General features: G+C 65.0%; 28 protein-coding genes and 1 tRNA gene. 3 read left to right on the forward strand and 26 right to left on the reverse strand.

The window, feature by feature from the left end:
* The first annotated feature begins 77 nt into the window (after nt 1-77).
* From ACK4S9_RS13070 to ACK4S9_RS13080, 3 genes are read left to right on the forward strand one after another with little or no spacing between them, the layout of a single operon-like run.
* Nucleotides 78-1,541, forward strand: a complete 1,464-nt coding sequence (locus ACK4S9_RS13070) for a serine protease (protein WP_409726242.1) — start codon at nt 78-80, stop codon at nt 1,539-1,541.
* Nucleotides 1,538-2,512 carry an FHA domain-containing protein gene (locus ACK4S9_RS13075; RefSeq protein ID WP_409726244.1) on the forward strand — a complete coding sequence of 325 codons (975 nt, stop codon included), beginning with the start codon at nt 1,538-1,540 and terminating at the stop codon, nt 2,510-2,512. The genes ACK4S9_RS13070 and ACK4S9_RS13075 overlap by 4 nt, the downstream gene beginning before the upstream one ends.
* A 59-nt stretch (nt 2,513-2,571) precedes the next feature.
* Entirely contained in the window at nt 2,572-3,162 is a 591-nt protein-coding gene (locus ACK4S9_RS13080; RefSeq protein ID WP_409726246.1) for an acyltransferase family protein, read from the forward strand.
* Nucleotides 3,163-3,178: 16 nt separating this feature from the next.
* On the opposite strand, the gene ACK4S9_RS13085 is transcribed toward ACK4S9_RS13080, so the two are convergent.
* The 26 genes from ACK4S9_RS13085 to secG form a co-directional block, all read right to left on the reverse strand.
* Nucleotides 3,179-4,069, reverse strand: a complete 891-nt coding sequence (locus tag ACK4S9_RS13085; protein WP_409726248.1) for an ion transporter — start codon at nt 4,067-4,069, stop codon at nt 3,179-3,181.
* A 19-nt stretch (nt 4,070-4,088) separates the two neighbouring features.
* On the reverse strand, nt 4,089-4,511 hold the full coding sequence (locus ACK4S9_RS13090; RefSeq protein WP_409726250.1) for a VOC family protein: 423 nt from the start codon (nt 4,509-4,511) through the stop codon (nt 4,089-4,091).
* The gene (locus ACK4S9_RS13095) at nt 4,501-5,055 is read right to left on the reverse strand and encodes an NADPH-dependent FMN reductase (RefSeq protein WP_409726252.1); all 555 of its coding nucleotides are present in this window, start codon (nt 5,053-5,055) and stop codon (nt 4,501-4,503) included. The genes ACK4S9_RS13090 and ACK4S9_RS13095 overlap by 11 nt, the downstream gene beginning before the upstream one ends.
* A 78-nt stretch (nt 5,056-5,133) precedes the next feature.
* A complete protein-coding gene (locus tag ACK4S9_RS13100) occupies nt 5,134-5,442 on the reverse strand; it encodes a hypothetical protein (RefSeq protein WP_409726254.1) in 309 nt (102 codons plus the stop codon).
* Nucleotides 5,443-5,446: 4 nt separating this feature from the next.
* Nucleotides 5,447-6,724 (reverse strand): MFS transporter, encoded by a 1,278-nt coding sequence (locus tag ACK4S9_RS13105; protein WP_409726256.1) that lies wholly within the window; start codon nt 6,722-6,724, stop codon nt 5,447-5,449.
* Nucleotides 6,725-6,794: 70 nt separating this feature from the next.
* On the reverse strand, nt 6,795-7,313 hold the full coding sequence (ispF, locus tag ACK4S9_RS13110) for a 2-C-methyl-D-erythritol 2,4-cyclodiphosphate synthase (RefSeq protein ID WP_036249048.1): 519 nt from the start codon (nt 7,311-7,313) through the stop codon (nt 6,795-6,797).
* Between the two features lie 6 nt (nt 7,314-7,319).
* Entirely contained in the window at nt 7,320-8,090 is a 771-nt protein-coding gene (ispD, locus tag ACK4S9_RS13115; RefSeq protein ID WP_409726258.1) for a 2-C-methyl-D-erythritol 4-phosphate cytidylyltransferase, read from the reverse strand.
* On the reverse strand, nt 8,087-8,794 hold the full coding sequence (locus tag ACK4S9_RS13120; protein ID WP_409726259.1) for a hypothetical protein: 708 nt from the start codon (nt 8,792-8,794) through the stop codon (nt 8,087-8,089). Before ACK4S9_RS13120 ends, ispD begins: the two co-directional genes overlap by 4 nt.
* Nucleotides 8,795-8,797: 3 nt before the next feature.
* The gene (locus ACK4S9_RS13125; RefSeq protein WP_409726261.1) at nt 8,798-9,355 is read right to left on the reverse strand and encodes an NUDIX domain-containing protein; all 558 of its coding nucleotides are present in this window, start codon (nt 9,353-9,355) and stop codon (nt 8,798-8,800) included.
* 54 nt (nt 9,356-9,409) lie between these two features.
* A complete protein-coding gene (locus tag ACK4S9_RS13130) occupies nt 9,410-9,760 on the reverse strand; it encodes a DUF2818 family protein (protein ID WP_409726263.1) in 351 nt (116 codons plus the stop codon).
* A gap of 12 nt (nt 9,761-9,772) precedes the next feature.
* On the reverse strand, nt 9,773-11,287 hold the full coding sequence (gene nuoN, locus ACK4S9_RS13135; protein ID WP_409726265.1) for an NADH-quinone oxidoreductase subunit NuoN: 1,515 nt from the start codon (nt 11,285-11,287) through the stop codon (nt 9,773-9,775).
* 6 nt (nt 11,288-11,293) lie between these two features.
* On the reverse strand, nt 11,294-12,793 hold the full coding sequence (locus tag ACK4S9_RS13140; protein WP_409726267.1) for an NADH-quinone oxidoreductase subunit M: 1,500 nt from the start codon (nt 12,791-12,793) through the stop codon (nt 11,294-11,296).
* 37 nt (nt 12,794-12,830) lie between these two features.
* On the reverse strand, nt 12,831-14,891 hold the full coding sequence (nuoL, locus tag ACK4S9_RS13145) for an NADH-quinone oxidoreductase subunit L (RefSeq protein WP_409726269.1): 2,061 nt from the start codon (nt 14,889-14,891) through the stop codon (nt 12,831-12,833).
* A 39-nt stretch (nt 14,892-14,930) separates the two neighbouring features.
* Complete coding sequence (gene nuoK / locus ACK4S9_RS13150; protein WP_027863874.1) at nt 14,931-15,239, reverse strand: NADH-quinone oxidoreductase subunit NuoK; 309 nt, start codon at nt 15,237-15,239, stop codon at nt 14,931-14,933.
* Complete coding sequence (locus ACK4S9_RS13155) at nt 15,236-15,898, reverse strand: NADH-quinone oxidoreductase subunit J (RefSeq protein ID WP_409726272.1); 663 nt, start codon at nt 15,896-15,898, stop codon at nt 15,236-15,238. Before ACK4S9_RS13155 ends, nuoK begins: the two co-directional genes overlap by 4 nt.
* 18 nt (nt 15,899-15,916) lie before the next feature.
* Nucleotides 15,917-16,405: an NADH-quinone oxidoreductase subunit NuoI gene (gene nuoI / locus ACK4S9_RS13160; RefSeq protein WP_409726274.1), complete on the reverse strand. Its 489-nt coding sequence runs from the start codon at nt 16,403-16,405 to the stop codon at nt 15,917-15,919.
* 14 nt (nt 16,406-16,419) lie between these two features.
* Nucleotides 16,420-17,508 carry an NADH-quinone oxidoreductase subunit NuoH gene (gene nuoH / locus ACK4S9_RS13165; RefSeq protein WP_409726276.1) on the reverse strand — a complete coding sequence of 363 codons (1,089 nt, stop codon included), beginning with the start codon at nt 17,506-17,508 and terminating at the stop codon, nt 16,420-16,422.
* Nucleotides 17,508-19,838 carry an NADH-quinone oxidoreductase subunit NuoG gene (gene nuoG, locus ACK4S9_RS13170; RefSeq protein WP_409726278.1) on the reverse strand — a complete coding sequence of 777 codons (2,331 nt, stop codon included), beginning with the start codon at nt 19,836-19,838 and terminating at the stop codon, nt 17,508-17,510. Before nuoG ends, nuoH begins: the two co-directional genes overlap by 1 nt.
* 21 nt (nt 19,839-19,859) lie before the next feature.
* On the reverse strand, nt 19,860-21,155 hold the full coding sequence (gene nuoF, locus ACK4S9_RS13175) for an NADH-quinone oxidoreductase subunit NuoF (protein ID WP_409726280.1): 1,296 nt from the start codon (nt 21,153-21,155) through the stop codon (nt 19,860-19,862).
* Entirely contained in the window at nt 21,152-21,628 is a 477-nt protein-coding gene (gene nuoE / locus ACK4S9_RS13180; protein WP_409726282.1) for an NADH-quinone oxidoreductase subunit NuoE, read from the reverse strand. The genes nuoF and nuoE overlap by 4 nt, the downstream gene beginning before the upstream one ends.
* 31 nt (nt 21,629-21,659) lie before the next feature.
* Nucleotides 21,660-22,913, reverse strand: coding sequence for an NADH-quinone oxidoreductase subunit D (locus ACK4S9_RS13185; protein WP_409726284.1), 1,254 nt, complete (start codon nt 22,911-22,913; stop codon nt 21,660-21,662).
* Entirely contained in the window at nt 22,913-23,509 is a 597-nt protein-coding gene (locus tag ACK4S9_RS13190; RefSeq protein ID WP_409726286.1) for an NADH-quinone oxidoreductase subunit C, read from the reverse strand. Before ACK4S9_RS13190 ends, ACK4S9_RS13185 begins: the two co-directional genes overlap by 1 nt.
* Before the next feature lie 15 nt (nt 23,510-23,524).
* Nucleotides 23,525-24,001 (reverse strand): NuoB/complex I 20 kDa subunit family protein, encoded by a 477-nt coding sequence (locus ACK4S9_RS13195; RefSeq protein WP_020654624.1) that lies wholly within the window; start codon nt 23,999-24,001, stop codon nt 23,525-23,527.
* Nucleotides 24,002-24,004: 3 nt separating this feature from the next.
* Complete coding sequence (locus ACK4S9_RS13200) at nt 24,005-24,364, reverse strand: NADH-quinone oxidoreductase subunit A (RefSeq protein ID WP_409726289.1); 360 nt, start codon at nt 24,362-24,364, stop codon at nt 24,005-24,007.
* Nucleotides 24,365-24,529: 165 nt separating this feature from the next.
* Nucleotides 24,530-24,614, reverse strand: a tRNA-Leu gene (locus ACK4S9_RS13205).
* 222 nt (nt 24,615-24,836) lie between these two features.
* Entirely contained in the window at nt 24,837-25,316 is a 480-nt protein-coding gene (secG, locus tag ACK4S9_RS13210) for a preprotein translocase subunit SecG (RefSeq protein ID WP_409726291.1), read from the reverse strand.
* Between the last annotated feature and the right edge of the window lie 3 nt (nt 25,317-25,319).

Raw genomic sequence — 25,319 nt, forward strand, 5'->3', positions numbered from 1 at the left:
CCGCCCATCCTACCGCGCGCACGGGCAAGCGCTCCGGTGGCAAGATAATGCTTCCTTCTTGCCAATGATTGGATTGCATGAAACGGACTGCCGCCGCCCTCCTGCTTCTCTGCCTCGCGGCAGGCGCAGCCACGGCGCCGCCGGAACAGGCTGGCCGCCCTCCCCGCGCCAGCGCCAGCGCCACCACGATGCCGGCGCCGCCTCCGCACCTGCCGCCCACCGCTGCGCCGGGGACCACGCCGCCGGCACCCGCCCCGGGCGAGATCGACGCCCAGGACGCCCTGCCGCCGCCCTCCTCGGCCGCGCAGGATTTGTACTCGTCGGCGCGCGGCGACCTGCTGCAGATTCGCATGCTGCTCAAGAACGGCCGCACCCAGTCCACCGTCGGCTCGGGCTTCCTGGTCGGCACCAAGAACCTGGTCGTCACCAACTACCACGTGGTGTCGCAGATGGCGCTCGACCCCGACGTCTACACCGCCGAATACATCGACACCGACGGCAACAGCGGCCCCGTGGAGCTGCTGGCGGTCGACGTGCTGCACGACCTGGCGGTCCTGCGCGTGAACCGCGAAGGCAGCGGCTTTTTCAAGGTGCCGGAGCGCCCGGTGCGCCTGACCCAGGGCCAGCGCCTGTACTCGCTCGGCAATCCTCTCGACCTGGGCTTTGCGATCTCGGAAGGCGCCTACAACGGCGTCGTCACGCGCAGCTTCTACGACCAGCTCATGTTCGGCGGACCGATCAATTCGGGCATGAGCGGCGGACCCAGCGTGACCGGCAACGGCACCGTGGCCGGCGTCAACGTCTCGAAGCGGCGCGACGGCGAGTCGGTCAGCTTCCTGGTGCCGGTGAAGTACGTGCAGGAACTGCTGGACAAGGTAGAGAGCCAGCCGGCGCCGCCGAAGGACTTCAATCCCTTGATCGCCGCCCAGTTGCTCGAGCACCAGCGCGCCATGGTCGACCGCCTGCTGGAAGAGCCGCTGGCCATCAAGAGCATGGGGCCGTATCTCGTGCCGGTGCGCGAATCCGGCCAGCTGCGCTGCTGGGGGCGCTCGAACGTGAAGGCCGAGACCGCGTACACTTCGGACTCGATGAGCTGCGCGATGGAGTCGGCGATCTACGTGTCCTCGACCCAGCAGACCGGCCACGTGTCGATGACCCACCAGTACATCCGTTCCGACAACCTGGCCCGGCTGCCCTTCGCGGCGCTCAGCAGCCGCCTGTTCGGCTCCGCCAAGCTGGGCAACGCGGGCGACGAGCGCCTGACCAAGCCGGTGTGCACCGAACGCTTCGTGCACACCCGCACCCTGCCGCTGCGCGCCGTGACCTGCGTGCGCGCCTACCGCAAGTTCGAGGGCCTGTACAACTTCACGCTGCTGACGGCCAGCACCAATGCGGCCGAGTCGAGCCTGCAGAGCCGGCTGGACGTGTCCGGCGTGTCCTATGAAAACGGCATGCGCGTGACGCGCGCCTTCCTCGGCTCCTTCGGGCGCAACGTGCGGCGCGCCCCCTTGCCTGCGGCCGCGCCGGGAGGCCGGCGATGAACGGCCCCTGGACCGTCGAGGTCCTGGCCCGCAACGGCGAGGTGCTGCACCGGCACCGCGCCGCCAGCCTGCCGATCCGCGTCGGCCGCGCCTACGACAATGACTTCATCCTCGACGACGAATACGCCGCCGCGCACCACGCCGTCATCGAACAGGGCCCGGACGGCGCCTTGGTGATGCGCGACCTCGGCACCCTGAATGGACTCAACCCGGGCATGAACCGCGGCCGCAAGCGGGTCCAGGAAGTGCCCCTTACCGGCGACACAGTGGTGCGCATGGGCCACACCTCGCTGCGCGTGCGCGCCGCCGACTTCCCGGTGCCGGCGGAACTGCGCGACCGCACCATGCACGGCTGGGAAGGCCTGCTGCCCGGCAGCGTGGGCGTGCTGCTGGCGGGCCTGGTCGCCCTGCTCGTGACCTGGCTGGCCGATGCCCAACCCTTCGAGCTGCTGAACTACGTGCTGGCCCCGAGCGCCGGCATCGGCGCGGCGCTGCTGTGGAGCAGCCTGTGGGCCTTCATGAACCGACTGTTCGGGCGCTATACTCGGCTTGGGCGGCATCTGTTCATCTTCGGCTGCGGCATGGCGGTGCTGGTGGGCTTCCGCCTGATCGCGGCGGTCCTTGCCTATGCTTGGTCGCTCGAATGGCTGACCCGCTACGGTTCCCACGTGGCGGTGGCGACCGTCGCGGGCATCATCTACTTCCACCTGGCGACCATCAAGCCGCCCCTGCGCCGGCGCCTGCGCGCGGTGTGCGCCGTGGCGGCGGTGCTGGCCTCGGGGCTGGTGCTGATCGTGAACCAGCAGCGCCACGGCCGCGTCGCGGACGAACTGTACATGTCGGTGCTGCTGCCGCCGGAACTACGCGCCAGCCCCGACGCGACGGTGGCGGAGTACATGTCCGACGTCGAGGCGATGCGCGCGCAACTGGAGGAAGAACGCGGCGTCCCGCCGGCAGCCGGCGGAAATTGAGACCGCTTTGACAAGTCGCGCCGGATGCAGGATGATCGGGCATTCCCACCAACCACAGCGTGGTCGGCGACTGGTACAACCATGCGATGTCCTTCCTGCCCTTCCTGCTCGGGGCGCTGGTGGCACGCGTGCCGGGCTTCTGGACACGGCCCGCGCTGCTGCGCTGGCACGCGCTCGGCATCGCCGCCACCGGCTGGGCGCTGCTGCTGATGTGGGATGCGGTGAGCTACGAGGTGGTGCCGCGCGAAGCGGTGGCGGTGCTGCGTCCGCTCATGTACGCCGTGTACACGCTGCTGGCCTGGAGCGCGATCGTGGCCGCCTGCGGTTTCGCCGCGCGCCACCTGGACCGCGACGGACCCGCGCGGCGCTACCTGAACGAGGCGGTGTTCCCGGTCTACATCCTGCACCAGACCGTGATCATCGTGCTGGCGCACGGCATGCAGCCGCTGCGGATCGCGCCGGGCCTCGAGGCCGTGCTGCTGGTGGTGCTGACCCTTACCCTGAGCTTCGGCGGCTTCGAACTGCTCAAGCGGGTGGCTGTCCTGCGCCCCCTGTTCGGGCTGGCGCCGCGGCGCCGCGGGGAGGCGCCGGCAGCGGCGCACGCGCAGGCGCAGGCGGCCGCCGGCATGCACGCGCAGGCGGCCGGCTAGGCGGCCGCCTGTGGATTCAGCCCCGCTCCGGCGCAGGCGGCAGTTCGGCGCCGCAATCCTTGCAGAAGCGCGCCCTGCCCTCGTGTCCGGCGCTGCCGCAGGCTGCGCAGGCACGCACCAGGCGCGCCGGACCCTGGCGGCGGTCGACGCGGCGCGCCGTCATCTCGGCGGTGACGATTCCCGTCGGCACCGCCAGAATGCCCCAGCCGAGCAGCATCATGAACGAGGCGATCCCCTTGCCGAGCGTCGTGTGCGGGGTAATGTCGCCATAGCCGACCGTGGTCATGGTGACGACGGCCCAGTACATCGCGGTCGGGATGCTGGTGTAGCCGTGCGCCGGCCCTTCCACCACGTACATCACGGTGCCCAGGATCAGCACCGCCATCAGCACCACCGACAGAAACACCATGATCTTGCGGCGGCTGGCGGCGAGCGCTTCGCCCAGCCGGGTGTACTCCTCGATGTACAGGGTCAGCTTGAAGATCCGGAACACGCGCAGCAGGCGCAGGATCCGGATGTCGAGCAGGGCTTCGCTGCCGGGCGCCAGCAGCGAGATATAGGTGGGCAGCACCGACAGCAGGTCGACGATGCCGTAGAAGCTGGTGGCGTAGCGCAGCGGCTGGCGCACGCACAGCAGGCGTGCGGCGTACTCGAGCGTGAACAGCAGCGTGAAGCCCCATTCGAGCGCGTGCATCAGGTCCGCATGGCGCGCGCGGATCGCCGGCACGCTGTCGAGCACGACGACCAGGATGCTGAGCAGGATCGCCGCGACCAGCGCGATGTCGAAGCGACGCCCCGCAGGCGAATCGCTGAGGAAGATCAGGTCGTACAGGCGGCCGCGCCAGCCCTCCGGGCGGCCGTAACGGGCCGGGCGCTTGCCGGCATCGGCTTGCTGGGCGGCCTTCATGCGACGCTCATCCTTCCCTTCATGCGTAAGGCGGTCCCTTGAGCTCGACGGTGTTACGCTCGGGGTCGAGCAGGTAGATCGACGGGCCGTTGCCCTCGGCGCCGTAGCGAGATTCGACCGGTCCGGCCGCCACGCCGTGGGCGTCGAGGTGGCGCCGGATGGCCGCCTCATCGAAGGGCTCGACGCGCAGGCACAGGTGGTCGAGGTTGCGCCCGCCCACGCCAGGCGCCGCGCCGCCCTCGCGCCCGAGCTGGCTGTCCACCGGCACCAGGTCGATCAGGGAATGGCCGGCGCGCAGCTGGATCAGGCCGATGTCGTCGACGCGGCGCTCGACCCGGCAACCCAGCACCTGGCCATAGAAGTCAATCATGGCCCCGAGGTCGGCCACGCGCAGCACGATGTGGTCGAGCCCGCGCACGGCGATCGGATGCTCACTTTGCATGGCGTTCCACCCAGCCGGCGAAGGTATCGATGAAGGTCTGGAAGAAGGCGCGGCTGGAATCGTCGACCAGGCGCTCGCCCTCGTACTTGCCCGCCACCATGCCGACATAGGCTTCCGGCGCCGGCATGCAGGGCATGTCCAGGAAAGGCAGCATCTGGCGCAGGTGGTGGTTGGCGCCGAAGCCGCCGAGCGCGCCGGGCGAGACGCTGACGACCGCGCAAGGCTTGCCGCTGTAGGCCGCCTTGCCGTAGGGACGCGAGCCGACATCGATCGCATTCTTCAGCGCGCCCGGCACCGAACGGTTGTACTCCGGCGTGCAGAACAGGATGCCGTCGGCCGCCTTGATGCGTTCGCGGAAAGCGGTGAAGGCGGCGGGCGGATGCTCGGTCTCGTCGTCCTGGTTGTAGAGCGGCAGGTCACGGATCTCGACGATCTCCATGTTCAGGCTGCCGGGCGCCAGCTCGATCATCGATTGCGCCACCTTGCGGGTGAACGAGTCCTTGCGCAGGCTGCCGACGATGACGGCGATGTTGCGTTTGCTCATGTTCTTCCTTTCGGGTTCAGTCACGAACCCTGATGGTAAACACTTTTGCAATCCTCCGCAGGCGGCGGCTGCGCCGGGCTAGATGCGCAAACGCTTGCGCTCCTCCAGGAAACGTTTGAGCCGGGCGGGCGTCATCTCGACCACCGGGTCGCCATGCCATACATACAGGAAGGGCTCGCCGCCCTGGCGGTCGGTCAGCTTGGCCGATACCAGGAAGCGCGTGCCGAGCGGATAGCGCCCGGTGTCGGCGAGCGCGCGCGCGCATTGCACGCGCAAGGACGTCGCATAGGCCTGCCCCGATACCGGCCGGATGCGCACCCGGCCGCTGCAGGGATCGACGAAGGACTCCACCGCCACGTCCCGATAAGCCCAGCTTTCTCGCGCCATGCGCTCAGCCCTTCGCCGGGGCCAGCCCGGCCGGACGCGCCGGCTTCGCTTCGCGGATCGGCAGGTTGATCAGCGCGGCCGCCAGCGCCAGCAGGATGTCGGCGTACCACATCCAGGTGTAGTCGCCGAAACGGACAAAGGACAGGCCGCCCAGCCAGGCGCCGAAGAAGCCGCCGATCTGGTGCGACAGCAGGGTCAGGCCGAACAGCGTCGCCAGGTAGCGCATGCCGAACAGCTTGCCCACCAGGCCGGCGGTCGGCGGCACCGTGGCCAGCCAGGTGAAGCCGAGGGCCCCGGCGAACAGGTAGAAGGTCAGCGCGGTCTTGGGAGCCAGCAGGTAGAGTACGATCAGCACGGCGCGGCTGGCATAGATGACGGCCAGCAGCGACTTCATGCGATAGCGGCTGGCGAGCGCGCCGGCGGCCAGGCTGCCGGCGATGTTGAACAGGCCGATCAGGGCCAGGGCGGTGGCCGAGACGCCGGCCGGCAGGCCGCACAGGGCAACTTCCTGCGGCAGGTGGGTGACCAGGAAGGCGATGTGGAAGCCGCAGGTGAAGAAGCCCAGGTGCAGGCACAGGTAGCTGCGATCGAGCATGGCCTGGCGCAACTGCCCGGTCAGCGTGATGCCTGGCGGCGCAGGCACTGCCGGCGCGGCGCCCTGGACCGGCGCCTGCATGGCGGCAGGCGCTGTGGACTTCTTGCGCATCCCCAGCGCCAGCGGAATGGTCAAGAGGGTCGTGGCCGCCATGGTCAGCATGGCCATCACCCAACCGGCGCCGGCAATGATGGCCTGCATCAGGGGGGCGAACACGAACTGGCCGAAGGAGCCGCCCGCGTTGATGAAGCCGGATGCGAAGGCGCGCCGCTCGCTTGGCAAGCGCTGCGCGGTGGCCCCGATCAGGATCGAGAAGCTGCCCGCCCCCGCGCCGGCGGCGGACAGGACGCCCAGGCTGAAGATCAGGCCCCACTCGGAATCCATGAAGGGCGTGATGGCGGTCCCCAGCGCGAGCATGATGCCGCCGATGACGATGACCTTGGCCGGACCATACTTGTCGGCGATGGCGCCGAACACCGGCTGCGAGGCGCCCCACATGAGCTGGGCGACGGCCATCGCGAAACTGATGCTGGCCACGCCCAGGCCGGTGGAGGTATTGATCGGCGACAGGAACAGGCCCGTGGTCAGGCGCGCACCCATCGTGATCATCAGGATGGCGCTCGCGGCCAGGATGAGCATCCAGGCCGCGCGCGGCGTCATCGTTCCGGCTTCCGGTGCATGGCTCATGTGCGGCTCCTCCTGGCGTCGAGCGGAGGATTATAGTGCGTATGCACGCACATGCCGGAGAGATATCACATCAGCCCGGTTCCGCGGCGCGGATCAGCATGGCGACCGACTCCGCCGCCATGCCCTCTTCCCGGCCGAGGAAGCCGAGCTTCTCGTTGGTCTTGGCCTTGATGTTGACTTGCTGCGGCGACACGCCCAGGTCTTCGGCGATGCGCGAGACCATCTGCGGGATGTGGGGCGCCATCTTGGGCTGCTGGGCGATGATGGTCGCATCGATGTTGCCGATGGTGTAGCCGGTGGCCACCACGCGGTGGGCCACTTCGCGCAGCAGGGTGCGCGAATCGGCCCCGGCGAACATCGGGTCGGTGTCCGGGAAATGCTTGCCGATGTCGCCCAGGGCCGCCGCGCCCAGCAGCGAATCGATGATCGCGTGCAGCAGCACGTCGGCATCGGAGTGGCCGAGCAGGCCGAGGCGGTGCGGGATGGTCACGCCGCCGACGATGAGCTTGCGCCCTTCGACCAGCGCGTGGCAGTCATAGCCGGTTCCGATGCGGAACGGCGGGGTAGGATTCCAGGATGCTTGTGCCATGGTGGTTCAGTTCGTTTCGTTATCGAGATATCGGTCAGGGTGGAAAGCCGCCAGGTAGATCTCCGCGATCCGGATGTCGGCAGGCAGCGTGACTTTCAGGTTGCGGGGATGCCCTTCCACCAACTTGGGGGCCAGTCCGAGCGCTTCAACCGCGCTGGCGTCGTCGGTGATCGCGGCCGGGTCGGTCACGGCGTCGAGCGCGCGCAGCAGCAACTGGTAAGGGAACATCTGCGGCGTCTGCGCCAGCCACAGGCCCTCGCGCGAGACCGTGGCAAGCGATGACGCCCCCGCGCCCGCCACCCTGCGCTTGACCGTATCGACCACGGGCAAGGCCAGCAGGCCGCCCGCCGGGTGTTCACCCGTTTCGACGATCAGGCGCTCGATCAGTTCCGCATCCAGGCCGGGCCTGGCCGCGTCGTGTACCAGCACCCGGTCGTCAAGGGCGATACTGCCGTGCAGCGCTCGCAGGCCGTTGCGGATCGATTCCATGCGGGTGGCCCCGCCGCAGCGCAGGACGGTCACGCCGTCCGGGGGGGTGATGCCGTCGATGTAGGGATCCTCGGGGCTGACCACCACATACGTGTGGGCGATCAGGGGACTCGAGCGGAAGGCGTCCAGGGTATGGCGCAGCATCGGCTTGCCGCCGATTTGCAGGTATTGCTTGGGACTGCCCGCCCCCATGCGCGCGCCGACCCCGGCCGCGGGGATCAGCGCGACATGAGACGGCGCCGAACGCTGCGGCGACGGCGAATTGGCTTGTACTGCCGGGTTTGTCATTTTTGCTTGCTTCGTTGTAAAGGGCCAAGCAAAGACTGTACCTCACCTCCGCAAACCTTGCCGAGGCGGGCATATTCCTGCGGCGAGTCGATCTCCGCCTGCACGCTCTCGACCTTTGCCATTTCGCTTTTAATGTATGGCATCCAGCCGCGGTCGATTTCGCGCTGGAGCAGGTTCTGTGCGTTGCCGATGCGCGCATACAGCGGCTTGTCCTCGAAGCGCCGCGCGAGCGCCGTGCGCACCCGCGCCTCGGCCCTGGGCAGGTAGTCGAGGTAGGCGTTCAGGTGGCGCATCTCGTGCGCCAGCACTTCTTCGTAGGCGCAGGTGCCGGGCCGGAATTCGCGGGTGATGTACACCACGATCGGCGGATAGTAGAGCTTGATCTCGATGTGGGGCGCGATGCATTCGTAGCCGCTGGCTTCGTCGGCCAGCAGGCGCCCGCCGACGTTGATGCTGACGCGCGACTCGGTGCGGGTCAGCCCCAGCACGACCTGGCCGGGCCGGGTCCGCCCCTTCATGGCGGTGAGCGCGCGAAAACCCACGGTGTTGTCGATCCGAAAACCGTTCTGGGTGCCGGTCAGCACCGACAGGCTCGCGCCGATGCTGTCCTCGCAGCGCGCCTGGAATGCGGTGCGAGGCGCGGTCGAGGCAGCCGTGGCCGCGCTCGCCCACCAGCACAGCACGAGCGCCAGCAGGAGCCGCATCCCTCAGGCCGGTTGCCAGGTGCCGGACAGGATCTTCTCGAGCCAGAAGCTGCCGATGATGGTCTTCACGTCGGTGATCTCGCCGCGCCTGACCATCTCGAGCAGCTCGGGCACGGTGACGCTGAAGGTTTCGAGGAACTCGCCGTCGTCCAGCTTCTGCGGGCCGGCGCTGAGTTCTTCGGCCAGGAACAATTCGAGGTGCTCGTCCGAATAAGCGATGGCGTTGTGGATGGTGCAGACGAAGCGCCACCTGGCGGCGGTGTAGCCGGTCTCTTCTTCCAGCTCGCGCTTGGCGCAGGCCAGGTGGTCTTCGCCCGGGTCGATCTTCCCGGCCGGGAATTCGATGAAGACCTGGGAGTTCGGATAGCGGAACTGGCGTTCCAGCAGCACCCGGCCGTCCGGCAGCAGCGGCAGGATCACCACCGCGCCGGGATGGCGGATGAATTCGCGCTGGGTGATGGAACCGTCGGGGAGTTCGATGCGGTCGCGCTGGACCTTCAGGAAGTGGCCGTCGTAGACCACGCCGCCGTCGATACGCGTTTCTTTCAGTTGATCTGACATGCAGACTCCGTTGGGATTGTTCGGGTGATCGGCCGCGCCGTTCGCCCGAACAATTCAACGACGCTGCTTGCGCAGGTAACGCAGTACGAAACCGGGGAACGCCAGCACCAGGAACAGGCAGCCGGTGATCGCATAGAACTCCCAGTTCTGCGCGAACACGCCGCCGATCCGCGATTCCAGCATGCGAGCCAGGAAGCCGACGACGAAGTATAAAACAATTAACTCGAACAGGCGCAGCGGGAGCGACTTCGTGCGCGGATCGCCAGTCGTGGCGGAGGAGTTGCCGTCACCGGCGCGCTGCGGTTTCAGGGGAATGAAACCGAACAGGCGCTCGGTGAGGAAAGGCAGGTTGGCGGCCGCGACCGAGATCGCGACCACCAGCCAGGCAGCGAGGGAGGAATCCACCCGGCTGCCTGCTTACTTGGCGAGGGTTGCCTGCATCGCGGTGTAGCACACCGCCAGCAGCCAGCCCGGGACGATGCCCAGCACCACCACGGCCACGCCGTTGATCGACATCACGGCGCGCATGTCGGCCGGGGTGTTGATCGGGGCAGTGTCGACCGCCTCGTCGAACCAGATGGTCTTGACGATGCGCAGGTAGTAGAAGGCGCCGATCAGCGAGAACAGCACCGCGACCACCGACAGCCACACCATGCCCGCGTTCACGACGGCCTGCAGGACCGCCCACTTGGCCATGAAGCCCACCATCGGCGGCACGCCGGCCAGCGAAAACATCAGGATGGTCATGACGACGGCGAACCACGGGGAGCGCTTGCCCAGGCCCTTGAAGTCGGCGATGGTTTCCGCCTCGTGGCCGGCGCGCGCCAGCATCATGATCAGGCCGAAGCTGCCGACCGTGGTCAGGACATAGGTGATGGTGTAGTACATCGCGGCGCTGTACGAGGCGGCGGCATCGCTGTTGTCGCCACCCACCACGCCGGTCATCATGCCCAGCACCACGAAGCCCATCTGGGCGATGGTCGAGTAGGCCAGCATGCGCTTGATGTTGGTCTGCGCGATCGCGGTGATGTTACCCACGGCGAGCGACAGCACGGCCAGCACCAGGAGCATCTGCTGCCAGTCGAAGGCCATGCTTGGGAGGCCTTCGACCAGGATGCGGATCACCATGGCGAAGGTCGCCAGCTTCGGTGCGCCGCCCAGCAGCAGCGTGACCGCGGTCGGGGCGCCCTGCACCACGTCCGGCACCCACATGTGGAACGGGACCACGCCCAGCTTGAAGGCCAGGCCGGCAACCACGAACACCAGGCCGAAGACCAGGATGGTGCTGTTGACGTCTGCGGCGGAGCTTGCCTGGTTGATGACGGTCAGGTCGAGCGAGCCGGTGGCGCCGTAGATCATCGACATGCCGTACAGCAGGAAGCCCGAGGACAGCGCGCCCAGGATGAAGTACTTCATCGCCGCTTCGGTCGAGAGCGCATGATCGCGGCGCAGCGCCACCAGGGCGTACAGCGACAGCGACATCAGTTCCACGCCCAGGTAGAGCGACAGCATGCTGTTCCCCGAGATCATGATCATCTGTCCCAGCATCGAGAACAGCGCGAGCACGTAGAACTCGCCGCCCAGGTTACCGGACAACATGGCGCGGTCTTGCGCATACTGGCGCGAATACACCAGGGTCATCGCGGTGGCCACGTAGGTCACCAGCTTGAGCAGGTTGGACATCGGGTCCGACACGTACATGCCATTGAAGGTATACACGGTGGCGCCGGTGTTCATGTCGGCGAAGGTCAGCACGCCGCAACCGGCGATGGCCATCAGGCTCAGCGCGTAGGTCAGGTTGCGCTTGCCCGCCTTCAGGTACATGTCGATCAGCAGGATCGCGGAAGCCGCGATCAGCAGGAAGATTTCGGCATAGACCGGCGCCAGATTGGTGTCGGCCGCTGCTAACAATGTGGAGTTCATTTCGTTCATGGCGATTTATTGAGGCAATTTGCCAGCTGCAACGTGTTGCAGGAGGTCGGTGACCGACACCTGCAGCGTCTCGGCGATCGGCGCCGGGTACAGGCCCATCAGCAGGGTAGCGATGGCCAGCACGCCCAGGATGGCGAACTCGCGGCCGTTCAGGTCGCTCAGTTCGGCCACGTGCTTGTGCACGACCGGGCCGAACACGACGCGCTTGACCATCCACAGCGAGTAGGCCGCGCCCAGGATCAGGGCGGTGCCCGCGGCCACGCCGGTCCAGAAGTTGAACTCGACGGCGCCCAGGATCACCATGAATTCGCCGATGAAGCCCGAGGTGGCCGGCAGGCCGGCGTTGGCCATCGAGAACAGCACGGCGAAGGCGGCGAACTTCGGCATGGTGTTGACCACCCCACCGTAGTCGGCGATTTCACGCGAATGGACGCGGTCGTACAGCACGCCGATGCACAGGAACATCGCGCCCGACACGAAGCCGTGCGAGATCGCCTGCATGATGCCGCCCTGCACGCCCAGGTCGTTGAACATGAAGAAGCCCAGGGTCACGAAGCCCATGTGCGCGATCGACGAGTAGGCGACCAGTTTCTTCATGTCCTTCTGCACCATGGCCACCAGGCCGATGTAGATCACGGCGACCAGGGACAGGCCGATGACGACGGGCGCCAGGTACTGCGAGGCGTCAGGCGTGATCGGCAGCGAGAAACGCAGGAAACCGTAGGCGCCCAGTTTCAGCATGATCGCGGCCAGCACCACGGAACCGCCGGTCGGCGCTTCCACGTGGGCGTCCGGCAGCCAGGTGTGCACCGGCCACATCGGGACCTTCACGGCGAAGGCCATGAAGAAGGCGATGAAGATCAGGATCTGCTCGTTCATCGTCAGCGGCAGGCGGTGCCACTCGAGGATGTCGAAGGAACCCGACTGGTTGTACAGGTAGATGATCGCGACCAGGGTCAGCAGCGAGCCGAAGAACGTGTACAGGAAGAACTTGAATGCCGCGTACACGCGATTCGGGCCGCCGAACACGCCGATGATGATGTACATCGGGATCAGGGTGGCTTCGAAGAAGAAGTAGAACAGCAGGCCGTCCAGCGAGGCGAACACGCCGATCATCAGGCCCGACAGGATCAGGAAGGAACCCATGTACTGCGCCACGCGCTCTTCGATCACCTGCCACGCCGCCAGCACCACGATGATGGTGATGAAGGCGGTCAGCGGCACGAACCACAGCGACAGGCCGTCGACGCCCAGCTTGTAGAACACGTTGAAGCGTTCGATCCAGGCAGCCGATTCATAGAACTGCATGCCGTGGGCGGCATTGTCGAAGTTCATGATCAGCGGCAGCGTCGGCAGCAGGCTGACGACGGCGCCGACCAGGGACAGCAGGCGGACGAAGCCGGCGTTCTTGTCGCGGCCGACGGCCAGCACGATCATGCCGAACAGGATCGGGAGCCAGATCGACAGGCTCAGGTAAGGAGGAAATGTAGAAATTGACTGCATCATTTTTCGCTTTTCGCTTTTTCTCTTATCTGTGCCCGCATTAACCGCGCCAGAACGGGAAGAACCACAGCAGGGTTGCCAGCACGCCGACGATCATCACGAATGCATAGTGATAGATGTAGCCCGTCTGGAAGGTACGGGTGATCGTCGAGAACCAGCCCACCAGTTTGGCCGAACCGTTGACCAGCAGGCCGTCGATCAGGCCGCGGTCGCCCACTTTCCACAGGCCGCCACCGATGGCGCGCGCGCCGCCGGCGAACACGACATCGTTGAACTTGTCCATGTAGTACTTGTTGTCCAGCAGGGTGTGCAGGAACTTGAACTTGGCATAGAACCAGGCCGGGACGCGCGGGTTGACCATGTAGCAGTAGTAAGCCAGGGCCACGCCTGCCAGTGCCAGCCAGAACGGTGCGGTCTGCACGCCGTGCAGGGCCATCGCCATCGGGCCGTGCCACATGGCGCTCAGTTCCGCCATCGCCGGGTGGTTCGGGGCGACGTAGATCACATCCTTGAAGAAGTCGCCATGGACCATCGGGCCCAGCGCCAGGTAGCCGATGATGACCGACGGGATCGCCAGCAGGATCAGCGGCAGGGTCACGACCAGCGGCGACTCGTGCGGCTTGTCGCCCGGCTGCAGGCCGTGGTGGTGATGGTCGTCGCCATGCGCGTCTTCTTCATGGTGCGCGTCCGAATCGTGGCCTTCGCTATGCGGTTTCGGGTTGTTCCAGCGCGATTCGCCATGGAACACCAGGAAGTACATGCGGAACGAGTAGAAGGCGGTCACGAAGACGCCTGCCAGCACCGCGAAGTTGGCGAAGCCGGCGCCCGGGATGGTGGTCGCGTGCACCGCTTCGATGATCGAATCCTTCGAGTAGAAGCCCGAGAAGAACGGGGTACCGATCAGGGCCAGCGAGCCCAGCAGCGAGGTGATCCAGGTGATCGGCATGTACTTGCGCAGGCCGCCCATGTTGCGCATGTCCTGGTCGTGGTGCATGCCGATGATGACCGAACCCGCGCCGAGGAACAGCAACGCCTTGAAGAAGGCGTGGGTCATCAGGTGGAACACCGCCACCGAGTAGGCCGACGCGCCCAGGGCAACGGTCATGTAGCCCAGCTGCGACAGGGTCGAGTAAGCGACCACGCGCTTGATGTCGTTCTGGATGATGCCCAGGAAACCCATGAACAGCGCGGTGATCGAGCCGATCACGATCATGAAGGAGAGCGCGCCGTCCGACAGTTCGAACAGCGGCGACATGCGCGACACCATGAAGATGCCGGCGGTAACCATGGTCGCGGCGTGGATCAGCGCCGAGATCGGGGTCGGGCCTTCCATCGAGTCCGGCAGCCAGACGTGCAGCGGGAACTGCGCCGACTTGCCCATCGCGCCGATGAACAGGCAGATGCAGGCTGCGGTCAAGAGAGGCCAGCCGATGCCCGGCACGGTCATGCCGGCCAGCTTGTCGGCTTGCGCGAACACTTCGGTGTACTGCATCGAGCCGGAAGCGGCCAGCAGCAGGCCGATGCCCAGGATGAAGCCGAAGTCGCCCACGCGGTTGACCAGGAAGGCCTTCATGTTGGCGAAGATCGCGGTCGGACGGTTATACCAGAAGCCGATCAGCAGGTACGAGACCAGGCCCACCGCTTCCCAGCCGAAGAACAGCTGCAGGAAGTTGTTGGACATGACCAGCATCAGCATCGCGAAGGTGAACAGCGAGATGTACGAGAAGAAGCGGTTGTAGCCTTCGTCCTCGGCCATGTAGCCGATCGTGTAGACGTGCACCATCAGCGAGACCGAGGTGACCACGCACATCATCATCGCCGACAGCGTGTCGATCTGGAAGCCGACGGCCAGCTTGAGCGTGCCGACGGTCATCCAGGTGTAGATGTCTTCATTGAAGGTGGCGCCATCGAGCACCGCCATCAGGGTCTGGACCGAGATGATCAGTGCGATCAGCACGCCCAGGATGGTCGCGGTGTGCGATACCTTGCGACCGACCACATTGCCGAAGAACTTGGTGCCGAGCAGGCCGGCGATCGCCGAGCCCGCCAGCGGCGCCAGAGGCACCGCCAGTAACATTGAGGAAGAGAGTTGCCCCGCCATTGTTGAACCTTAATCGTTATTGTTAATCAGCCGAGACCATCAGCCCTTCAGGCTGTCGAGGTCTTCCACATTGATCGTGTCCAGGTTACGGAACAGGACCACCAGGATCGCCAGGCCGATCGCCGATTCGGCGGCCGCGACGGTCAGAATGAAGAACACGAAGATCTGCCCCGCCGCGTCTCCCAGGTAATGCGAGAAAGCGACGAAGTTCAGGTTCACCGCCAGCAGCATCAGTTCGACGGCCATCAGCAGGATGATGATGTTCTTCCGGTTCAGGAAGATGCCGATCACCGAGATCGCGAACAGGATCGCGCCCAGGATCAGGTAATGTGCGAGCGACAAAGTCATGGTGCCTCCTTCGATGCGGCCGCGGCTGCGGCTGCTTTTTCGGCGGCTGCTGCATCGATGGCGCGCTGGTTGACCGCATCCATCTTGACGATGCGCAGGCGGTCGTTACGCTTGACGCGGACGGCGACGCCCGGGTCGATTGCTTTGGTGTCCTTGCGCTTGCGCAGGGTCAGGGCGACTGCGGCGATGATCGCCACCAGCAGGATCACGGCCGCGATCTCGAAGCCGTAGATGTACTTGGTGTAGATCAGCAGGCCCAGTTCCTTGGTGCCGCCGATGTTCAGGGCGGCGGCCTCGGCCGACAGGTCGGTCTCGTTGTACGCGCGGTACAGCACGGCGGCCATCTCGAGCACGATCAGGGCGCCGACGCCCGACGCGACCGGCAGGTAGCCCCAGAAGCCTTCGCGCATGCGGTCGAGATTAATGTCGAGCATCATGACGACGAACAGGAACAGCACCATCACGGCGCCGACGTAGACCAGCACCAGCACGATGGCCAGGAACTCGGCCTTCAGCAGCAGCCAGATGCCGGCCACGTTGAAGAAGGCCAGCACCAGGAACAGCGCGGCGTGGACCGGGTTCTTGGTGGTGATGACGCGCAGCGCCGCCAGCACCGTGATGGTCGCGAACGCGTAGAACAGGAAAGTTGTGAATTCCATGACTTTGACAGCCTTTTCTTATCGGTACTTCGCGTCCGCTTCGCGGGCGGCTGCGATGTCGTTTTCGTAGCGGTCACCGACGGCCAGCAGCATCTCTTTGGTGTAGTAGAGATCGCCACGCTTTTCGCCGTGGTATTCCAGCACGTGGGTCTCGACGATCGAGTCGACCGGGCAGGATTCTTCGCAGAAGCCGCAGAAGATGCACTTGGTCAGGTCGATGTCGTAGCGCGTGGTGCGGCGGGTGCCGTCCTCGCGCTGCGCCGATTCGATGGTGATCGCCATTGCCGGGCACACTGCCTCGCACAGCTTGCACGCGATGCAGCGCTCTTCCCCGTTGGGGTAGCGACGCAGGGCGTGCAGGCCGCGGAAGCGGTTCGACATCGGGGTCTTCTCTTCCGGGTACTGGACCGTGATCTTGCGCGAGAGCGCATACTTGCCGGTCAGGGCCAGGCCCTTGAAGAGTTCGGACAGCATCAGGCTGCCGACGAGTTCTTTAATCCGATTCATTTTTGTTTGCTTCCTTACTTCACAGGCATCCAGATGTTCCACGGCGAATGCATCCAGATCGCGACCACGACCAGCCAGACCAGGGTCAGCGGGATGAACACTTTCCAGCCCAGGCGCATGATCTGGTCATAGCGGTAGCGCGGGAAGGTGCCGCGGACCCAGACCATGGTCGATACCAGCGCGAACATCTTCAGGAACAGCCAGAAGAAACCGCCGATGGCGCCGAATTCCAGGAAACCGAACGGTGCCGACCAGCCGCCCAGGAACAGGATCGCGGCAAGGGTCGAGATCAGGATCATGTTCGAATATTCAGCCAGCATGAACATCGCGTAGGACATGCCCGAGTACTCGACCATGTGGCCGGCGACGATCTCCGACTCCCCTTCCACCACGTCGAACGGGTGGCGGTTGCATTCGGCCAGGCCGGACACGAAATAGATCACGAACAGCGGCAGCAGCGGCAGCCAGTTCCACGACAGGAAGTTCAGGCCCATGTCGGCGAAAGTACCCATCTGCTGGCTGGTAACGATGTCGGTCATGTTCAGGCTGCCGGTGACCATCAGCACCACGACCAGCACGAAACCGATCGGGATCTCGTAGGAGATCATCTGGGCCGAAGCGCGCATCGCGCCCAGGAACGAGTACTTCGAGTTCGATGCCCAGCCGGCGATGATGATGCCGTAGACTTCCATCGAGGTGATCGCCATCAGGAACAGCAGGCCGGCGTTGACGTTGGCCAGCGCGGCTTGCGGGCCGAACGGGACCACCGCCCACGCGGCGAGCGCCGGCATGATGGTCATGATCGGGCCGATCACGAACAGGCTGCGATTGGCCTTGGTCGGAATGACGATTTCCTTGAGCAGCAGCTTGATCGCGTCGGCGATCGGCTGCAGCAGGCCGCCCGGACCGACGCGGTTCGGGCCCTGGCGGATGTGAATCCAGCCGATCAGGCGACGTTCCCACAGAGTGGCGTACGCAACCAGGCCCATCAGCGGCAGGAGCACGCACAGGATCTTGATCACGTTCCAGACCAGAGGCCAGACCGGGCCGAACAGGTCAGCCCCGCCAGCGGTAAAACTATCGATAAAACCGGGCGTTGCCATTATTTGCCCTCTCCTGCTTTCTCAACATTGATCGGACCGAACATCGCGCCGAGCGTAGCGACGGCCGGGTGGCCGGCGGCCACGCGCACCGCGTTCGACGGCAGGCGTGCATCCACGTCCGCGACCAGGACGGCGCTGCCGTTGCCTTGCGAAACGCGGACGCTGTCGCCGGCCTTGACACCGATCTGCTCGGCCACGGCCTTCGACAGGGTGACCAGCGGCGCATTCGCGTCGGCGGTGCGCTGCAGCGGCTCGGAACGGCGCGCCAGCGCGTCGGTGAAATAGATGCCGACGTCGGCAACGCGCTCGACCTGACCGGCCGGGGAATACTGGCCCGCGGTCGGCGCCAGCCTGGCGACGTTGTTCAGCTTGCTGGATACGTCGGTCACGCCTTTGCCGATCGCTTCGTCGCGGATCGCTTCCGAGGTCTCGTAGTCGAAGCCCGACAGGCCCAGCAGGTTGCCGAGCACGCGCAGCACTTTCCAGGCCGGACGGGTTTCGCCGAGCGGCTTGACGGTGCCGTTGAAGCTCTGGGCGCGGCCTTCGCAGTTGACGAAAGTGCCGGCGGTCTCGCTGAACGGCGAGATCGGCAGCAGCACGTCGGCGAAGTCCATGCCGTGCTTGAAGGCCGACATGGCGACGACCATCTCGGCGCCGTCGAGAGCGGCGCGCGCCTGCTGCGGGTTGGCCGCATCCAGTTCCGGTTCCGCGTTCAGCAGCACGTAGGCCTTCTTCGGCGATGCGAACACAGCCTCGCCCTTGCCCGTGGCGCCGACGATGTGGCCGCCGACCGTGTTGGCGGCGTCGACCAGGTAGCCGAAGGAGCAACCGGTCTGCTCGGCGATCCATTGCGCGGCGGCATGGATCTTCGAGGCTTGCGGGTGGTAGGAAGCGGCATTACCCAGCAGCACTGCGCCCGGGGTGTCGACACCGACCAGGGTCGCGGCGATGGCCTTGCCGCCTTCGCTCGGTTCGACGTTGCCGAAGCCGGCAGGGGCTGCGACGTCCTTGGCCAGGGCCACGGCGACCACGACTTCCGACAGCGCGGCCAGCCAGTCGCTCGGCGCCGCAACCATCTTGTTCGCCACCGGCATGAGCAGGTCGTCGTCGCTCGCGCCCAGCAGCGACAGCTTGGCGCCGCCCTTGGTGGCGGTGCGCAGGCGGGTCGCGACCAGCGGATGGTCCTTGCGCAGGTTGGAGCCGATGACGAAGGCGCGCTTCAGTTGCGAGAAGTTCGCGATCGGCATGCCCAGCCATGGGGTGACCTGGCCGTCCAGCGCGAAATCGCTCTGGCGCAGGCGGAACTCGATGTTGTCCGAGCCAATGCCACGGGTCATCTTGTTCAGCAGGTGCAGCTCTTCCAGGGTCGAGTGCGGGGTCGCGACGGCGGCGATTGCATCCGCGCCATGCTCGTGGCGGATGTTACGCAGGCCGTGGGCCACGTATTCCAGCGCGGTCTGCCAGTCGGTTTCCTGCCACACGCCACCCTGCTTGATCATCGGGTTGGTCAAGCGGTCGGCATTGTCCAGCGCCTCGTACGAGAAGCGGTCCTTGTCCGACAGCCAGCATTCGTTGATGGCTTCGTTTTCCAGCGGCAGCACGCGCATGACCTTGCCGCCCTTGACCTGGACGATCAGGTTCGAGCCCAGCGAGTCGTGCGGCGCGATCGACTTGCGGCGCTGCAGTTCCCACGGACGTGCCGAGTAACGGAACGGCTTGCTGGTGAGCGCGCCGACCGGGCACAGGTCGATCATGTTGCCCGACACTTCCGAATCGACAGTCTTGCCCACGAAGGTGGTGATCTCCGAGTGCTCGCCGCGGCCGACCATGCCGAATTCCATCACGCCGGCCACTTCCTGGCCAAAGCGCACGCAGCGGGTGCACTGGATGCAGCGCGCCATCTCTTCCATCGAGATCAAGGGGCCGGCTTCTTTCGGGGCCACCACGCGCTTCTCTTCTTCGTAGCGCGACTGGCTCTTGCCGTAGCCGACGGCCAGATCCTGCAGCTGGCATTCGCCGCCCTGGTCGCAGATCGGGCAATCCAGCGGGTGGTTAATGAGGAGGAACTCCATCACCGACTTCTGTGCCTGCACGGCCTTGTCGCTATGGGTGCGCACGATCATGCCGGGCGAGACCGGGGTTGCGCAGGCCGGCAGCGGCTTGGGCGCCTTCTCGACTTCGACCAGGCACATGCGGCAGTTCGCTGCGATCGACAATTTCTTGTGATAGCAGAAGTGCGGGATATAGGTCCCGAGTTTGTTTGCGGCGTCCATCACCATGGAACCTGGTGCGACTTCGACTTTTTTGCCGTCTAATTCAATTTCAACCATTTGATCGTTACCTGACCTGGTTTAAAGGTATGCGGGCACGAGGCAGTGCTTGTGCTCGATGTGATATTCGAATTCCTCGCGGAAGTTCTTGATCATCGCTTCCACCGGCATCGCGGCGGCGTCGCCCAGCGCGCAGATGGTGCGGCCCTTGATGTTGCCCGCGATGTTGTTCAGCAGGTCCATGTCTTCCGGACGACCCTTGCCGTTCTCGATGCGGTGGACCATGCGGTACATCCAGCCGGTGCCTTCACGGCACGGGGTGCACTGACCGCAGGATTCTTCGTAGTAGAAGTAGGACAGGCGCAGCAGCGACTTGACCATGCAGCGGGTCTCGTCCATGACGATCACGGCGCCCGAACCCAGCATCGAGCCGGCCTTGGCGATCGAATCGTAGTCGAGGTCGGTATCCATCATGACCTCGCCGCGGATCACCGGCGCCGACGAACCGCCCGGGATGACGGCCTTGACCTTCTTGCCGCCGCGCATGCCGCCGGCCAGCTCCATCAGCTTGGCGAACGGGGTGCCCAGCGGGACTTCGTAGTTGCCCGGACGCTCGACGTCGCCCGAGATCGAGAAGATCTTGGTGCCGCCGTTGTTCGGCTTGCCGAGGGCCATGTAGTTCTCAGGGCCGATGTTCAGCAGGAACGGGACCGCAGCGAAGGTCTCGGTGTTGTTGATCGTGGTCGGCTTGCCGTACAGGCCGAACGAGGCCGGGAACGGCGGCTTGAAGCGCGGCTGGCCCTTCTTGCCTTCGAGCGACTCGAGCAGCGCGGTTTCTTCGCCGCAGATGTAGGCGCCGTAGCCGTGGTGGGCGTGCAGCTGGAACGAGAAGTTCGAACCCATGATGTTATCGCCCAGGAAGCCGGCGGCGCGCGCCTCTTCCAGCGCCTCTTCGAAGCGCAGGTATTCCTGGAAGATCTCGCCGTGGATGTAGTTGTAGCCCACGGTGATGCCCATCGCGTAGGCGCCGATGGCCATGCCTTCGATCAGCGCGTGCGGGTTGTAGCGGATGATGTCGCGATCCTTGAAGGTACCCGGCTCGCCTTCGTCGGTGTTGCAGACGAGGTATTTCTGGCCCGGGTACTGGCGCGGCATGAAGCTCCACTTCAGGCCGGTCGGGAAACCGGCGCCGCCGCGGCCGCGCAGGCCCGAGGCCTTCAGGTCGGCGATGATCTGTTCCGGCGCGATACCGCCTTCGAGGATCTTGCGCAGCGCCGAATAGCCGCCACGCTTGACGTAGTCGGCCAGGCGCCAGTTGTCGCCGTTCAGGTCCTTGAGGATCAGCGGATTGATGTGACGGTCGTGCAGGCTGCTCATTTCTTCAGTTCCTCTACCAGGGCGTCGATTTTCTGGTCGTTCATGAACGAGCACATGCGGTGGTTATTCACCAGCATCACCGGCGCGTCGCCGCAGGCGCCCATGCACTCGCCCTCGACCAGGGTGAACTGGCCGTCGGCGGTGGTTTCGCGGTAGTCGATGCCCAGCTTGTCCTTCAGGTACTGGCCGGCGCGCTCGCCGCCCGACAGGGCGCACGGCAGGTTGGTGCAGACCGTGATCTTGGCCTTGCCGACCGGCTTCAGGTTGTACATGTTGTAGAAGGTCGCCACTTCCTGCACGGCGATGGCCGGCATGCCGATGTAGTCGGCGACTTCCTGCATGGTTTCCGGCGACAGCCAGCCCAGTTCGACCTGGGCGTGGGCCAGCGAAGCCATCACGGCCGACTGGCGTTGATCGGCTGGGTACTTGGCCAGCTCGCGATCGATCTTTTTATAGCAATCCTGCGATAACATTTTATTTGGTCCTTCTTATCGAACGTGAGCGTTACCTGTCGATACTGCCGAACACGATGTCCTGGGTGCCGATGATCGCGACCGCGTCGGCGATCATGTGACCGCGCGACATTTCGTCGAGGCTCTGCAGGTGGACGTAGTCCGGGGTGCGGATCTTCAGGCGGTACGGCTTGTTGGCGCCGTCCGACACGATGTAGATGCCGAACTCGCCCTTCGGGTGCTCGATTGCCGCGTAGGCTTCGCCTTCCGGCACGTGGAAGCCTTCGGTGAACAGCTTGAAGTGGTGGATCAGCGATTCCATGTTGGACTTCATGTCCATGCGGTTCGGCGGCGCGATCTTGTGGTTGTCGATCATCACCGGACCCTGGTTCACGCGCAGCCAGGCGATGCACTGCTTGATGATGCGGTTCGACTGACGCATTTCTTCCACGCGCACCAGGTAGCGGTCGTAGGAGTCGCCGTTGGTGCCGACCGGGATGTCGAAGTCGACCTTGTCATAGGCCGCGTACGGCTGGGTCTTGCGCAGGTCCCAGGCCACGCCCGAGCCGCGCAGCATGGCGCCCGAAAAGCCCATCGCTTTCGCGTCTTCCGGCGAAACCACGCCGATGCCGACGGTACGCTGCTTCCAGATGCGGTTATCGGTCAGCAGGGTTTCGTATTCGTCGACGTAGCCGTCGAAGCGCTCCGTGAAGGCTTCGATGAAGTCCAGCACCGAACCCTGGCGGTCGCGGTTCAGGTCGTCGATCGCCTTCTTCGAGCGGATCGGCGATTCGCGGTGCTGCGGCATGCGGTCCGGCAGGTCGCGGTACACGCCGCCCGGGCGGTAGTAGGCCGCGTGCATGCGCGCGCCCGACACCGCCTCGTAGACGTCGAACAGGTCTTCGCGGTCACGGAAGGCGTACAGGAAGGGACCCATGGCCCCGATGTCGAGCGCGTGCGCGCCCAGCCACATCAGGTGGTTCAGGATACGGGTGATCTCGTCGAACATCGTGCGGATGTACTGCGCGCGGATCGGCGCTTCGATGCCCAGCAGCTTTTCGACTGCCAGCACGTAGCCGTGCTCGTTGCACATCATCGACACGTAGTCGAGGCGGTCCATGTACGGGACCGACTGCAGGTAGGTGCGGGTCTCGGCCAGCTTCTCGGTGCCGCGGTGCAGCAGGCCGATGTGCGGGTCGGCGCGCTGGATCACTTCGCCGTCCAGTTCCAGCACGAGGCGCAGCACGCCGTGCGCTGCCGGGTGCTGCGGACCAAAGTTCAGGGTGTAATTCTTAAGCTCAGCCATTATTTCGATGTCCCGTAGGTTTCTTCACGGATCACGCGCGGGATGTTCTCGCGCGGCTCGATCGTCACCGGTTGGTAGATCACGCGTTTCTGTTCAGGGTCGTAGCGCATTTCGACATAGCCCGTGATCGGGAAGTCCTTGCGGAACGGGTGGCCGATGAAGCCGTAGTCGGTCAGGATGCGGCGCAGGTCGCCGTGGCCGTCGAACAGGATGCCGAACAGGTCAAAGGCTTCGCGCTCGAACCAGTTGGCGGCGCGCCAGATCGGGGTGATCGATTCGACCATCGGCATGTCGTCGTCGGCGCAGAAGGTGCGCACGCGCACGCGCCAGTTGTGCTGGAGCGACAGCAGGTGCACGACCACCGCGAAGCGCGGGCCGTCCCAGGTGCCCTCCCCGTACTGGGAATAGTCGACACCGCACAGGTCGATCATTTCTTCGAAGCAAAGAGCCGGGTCGTCGCGCAGCGCCTGCATCGTCTTGATGTAGTCGGCGGCCTTGACCACCACAGTCACTTCGCCCAGCGCCTGCTTGATGGCGGCGCCCTCGCCCAGTGCATTTTTCAGGGCGAGTTCAAGGGTTTCGAGTTTCGTCGTCATGATGTTTCGCTGTTCTTAGCGCGCGATGGTATTGGTGCGCTTGATCTTGTTCTGCAGCTGCATGATGCCGTACAGCAGGGCTTCCGCGGTCGGCGGGCAGCCCGGCACGTACACGTCGACCGGCACGATGCGGTCGCAGCCGCGCACCACCGAGTACGAGTAGTGGTAGTAGCCGCCGCCGTTGGCGCAGGACCCCATCGAGATCACCCAGCGCGGTTCGGCCATCTGGTCGTACACCTTGCGCAGGGCGGGAGCCATCTTGTTGCACAGCGTGCCGGCGACGATCATCACGTCGGACTGGCGCGGCGACGGGCGGAACACAATGCCAAAACGGTCGAGATCGTAGCGGGCGGCGCCCACATGCATCATCTCGACCGCACAGCATGCCAGGCCAAACGTCATCGGGAACATCGATCCCGTGCGCGCCCAGTTGATCAGCTTGTCGGCTGTGGTGGTAATGAAACCTTCGTTTAATACGCCTTCAATTGCCATGGCTTATTCCCAATCAAGGGCACCTTTCTTCCAGATGTACCAGAAGCCCACGACGAATTCGGCGATGAACACCATCATCGTGATGAAACCGGTCCAGCCCAGTTCGCGCATCGAGACGCCCCATGGGAAGAAGAATGCCGTTTCCAGATCAAACAAAATAAACAGGATCGCCACCAGGTAGTAGCGAACGTCGAACTTCATGCGCGCATCTTCGAAGGCTTCGAAGCCGCACTCATACGGGGACAGCTTGGCGGCGTCTGGACGGTGCGGACCGAGGATGCGACCGAGCACCTGCGGAGCGACACCGACGCCGATGCCAACCAGGATAAATAGAAGAACGGGGAGATAATTTTCGAGGTTCACGTGAAGCCTATTTGAACGATCGGTTAATGAAACACTGCAGGGCTGCAGCGCCGATCCATTCGAACCTGACCGAGGACCTTCCACCAGGGCCGCATGAATCGTAAAAAAGCCAGCTCAGGCAGGAGAGCGTTTGCTCATTGCGCCCTTGCTGGCTTCTTTGTATCTTGGTGCCGACGGCGAGACTCGAACTCGCACAGCTTGCGCCACTACCCCCTCAAGATAGCGTGTCTACCAATTTCACCACGTCGGCTGGAGACCAGTATTCTACCCTGCTTTAGCACTACTTTTCAATGCACAAATTGCGCTATCACAAGGAAATTACGCAATTACTCAACATTTCTTTTAAGGCCAAGCATCTTACGGCAGGGCTGGCGGCATGAACGGCCGCCCATCCTTTACAACAATGCGCCCTACCCGATGGCGAGGCGCATTCTACTCCTATTCCTGCACGGGCGTGCGGCCCGCGCCAGGATTACTTGGTCGGAGCCGGTGCAGGCGCAGGCGCCGGTGCGGCCGGAGCCGGTGCGGCCTCGCCCGGCGCTGCCGGCACGGCAACGCCCGGGGTCTGCGGGATGTCGTTGGCCGGAACGGCCGTGGTCGGGCCGGCGTTCGGACCTGCGCCGGGCACGTCGCTCGGAATGCCGGTGGCCGGCGCCTGCGACGACGGCACGGTGACGCGTCCCATCACGCCACCGTCGGTGTCGCCCGAGCTGCGGCCATTGCTGTGCCAGGCCAGCGCCAGGGTCGATGCAAAGAACACGGCGGCCGCGACGGCGGTCGACTTCGACAGGAAGTTCGACGAGCCCGAAGCGCCGAACAGGCTGCCCGAGGCGCCCGAACCGAAGGCCGCGCCCATGTCGGCGCCCTTGCCGTGCTGGACCAGCACCAGGCCGATGATGGCCAGGGCCGAAATAACCTGCACAACAATAATCAGATTGAACACGGTGTTCATTGC

Source organism: Massilia sp., assembly GCF_046293535.1.
Classification (GTDB): domain Bacteria; phylum Pseudomonadota; class Gammaproteobacteria; order Burkholderiales; family Burkholderiaceae_D; genus Telluria.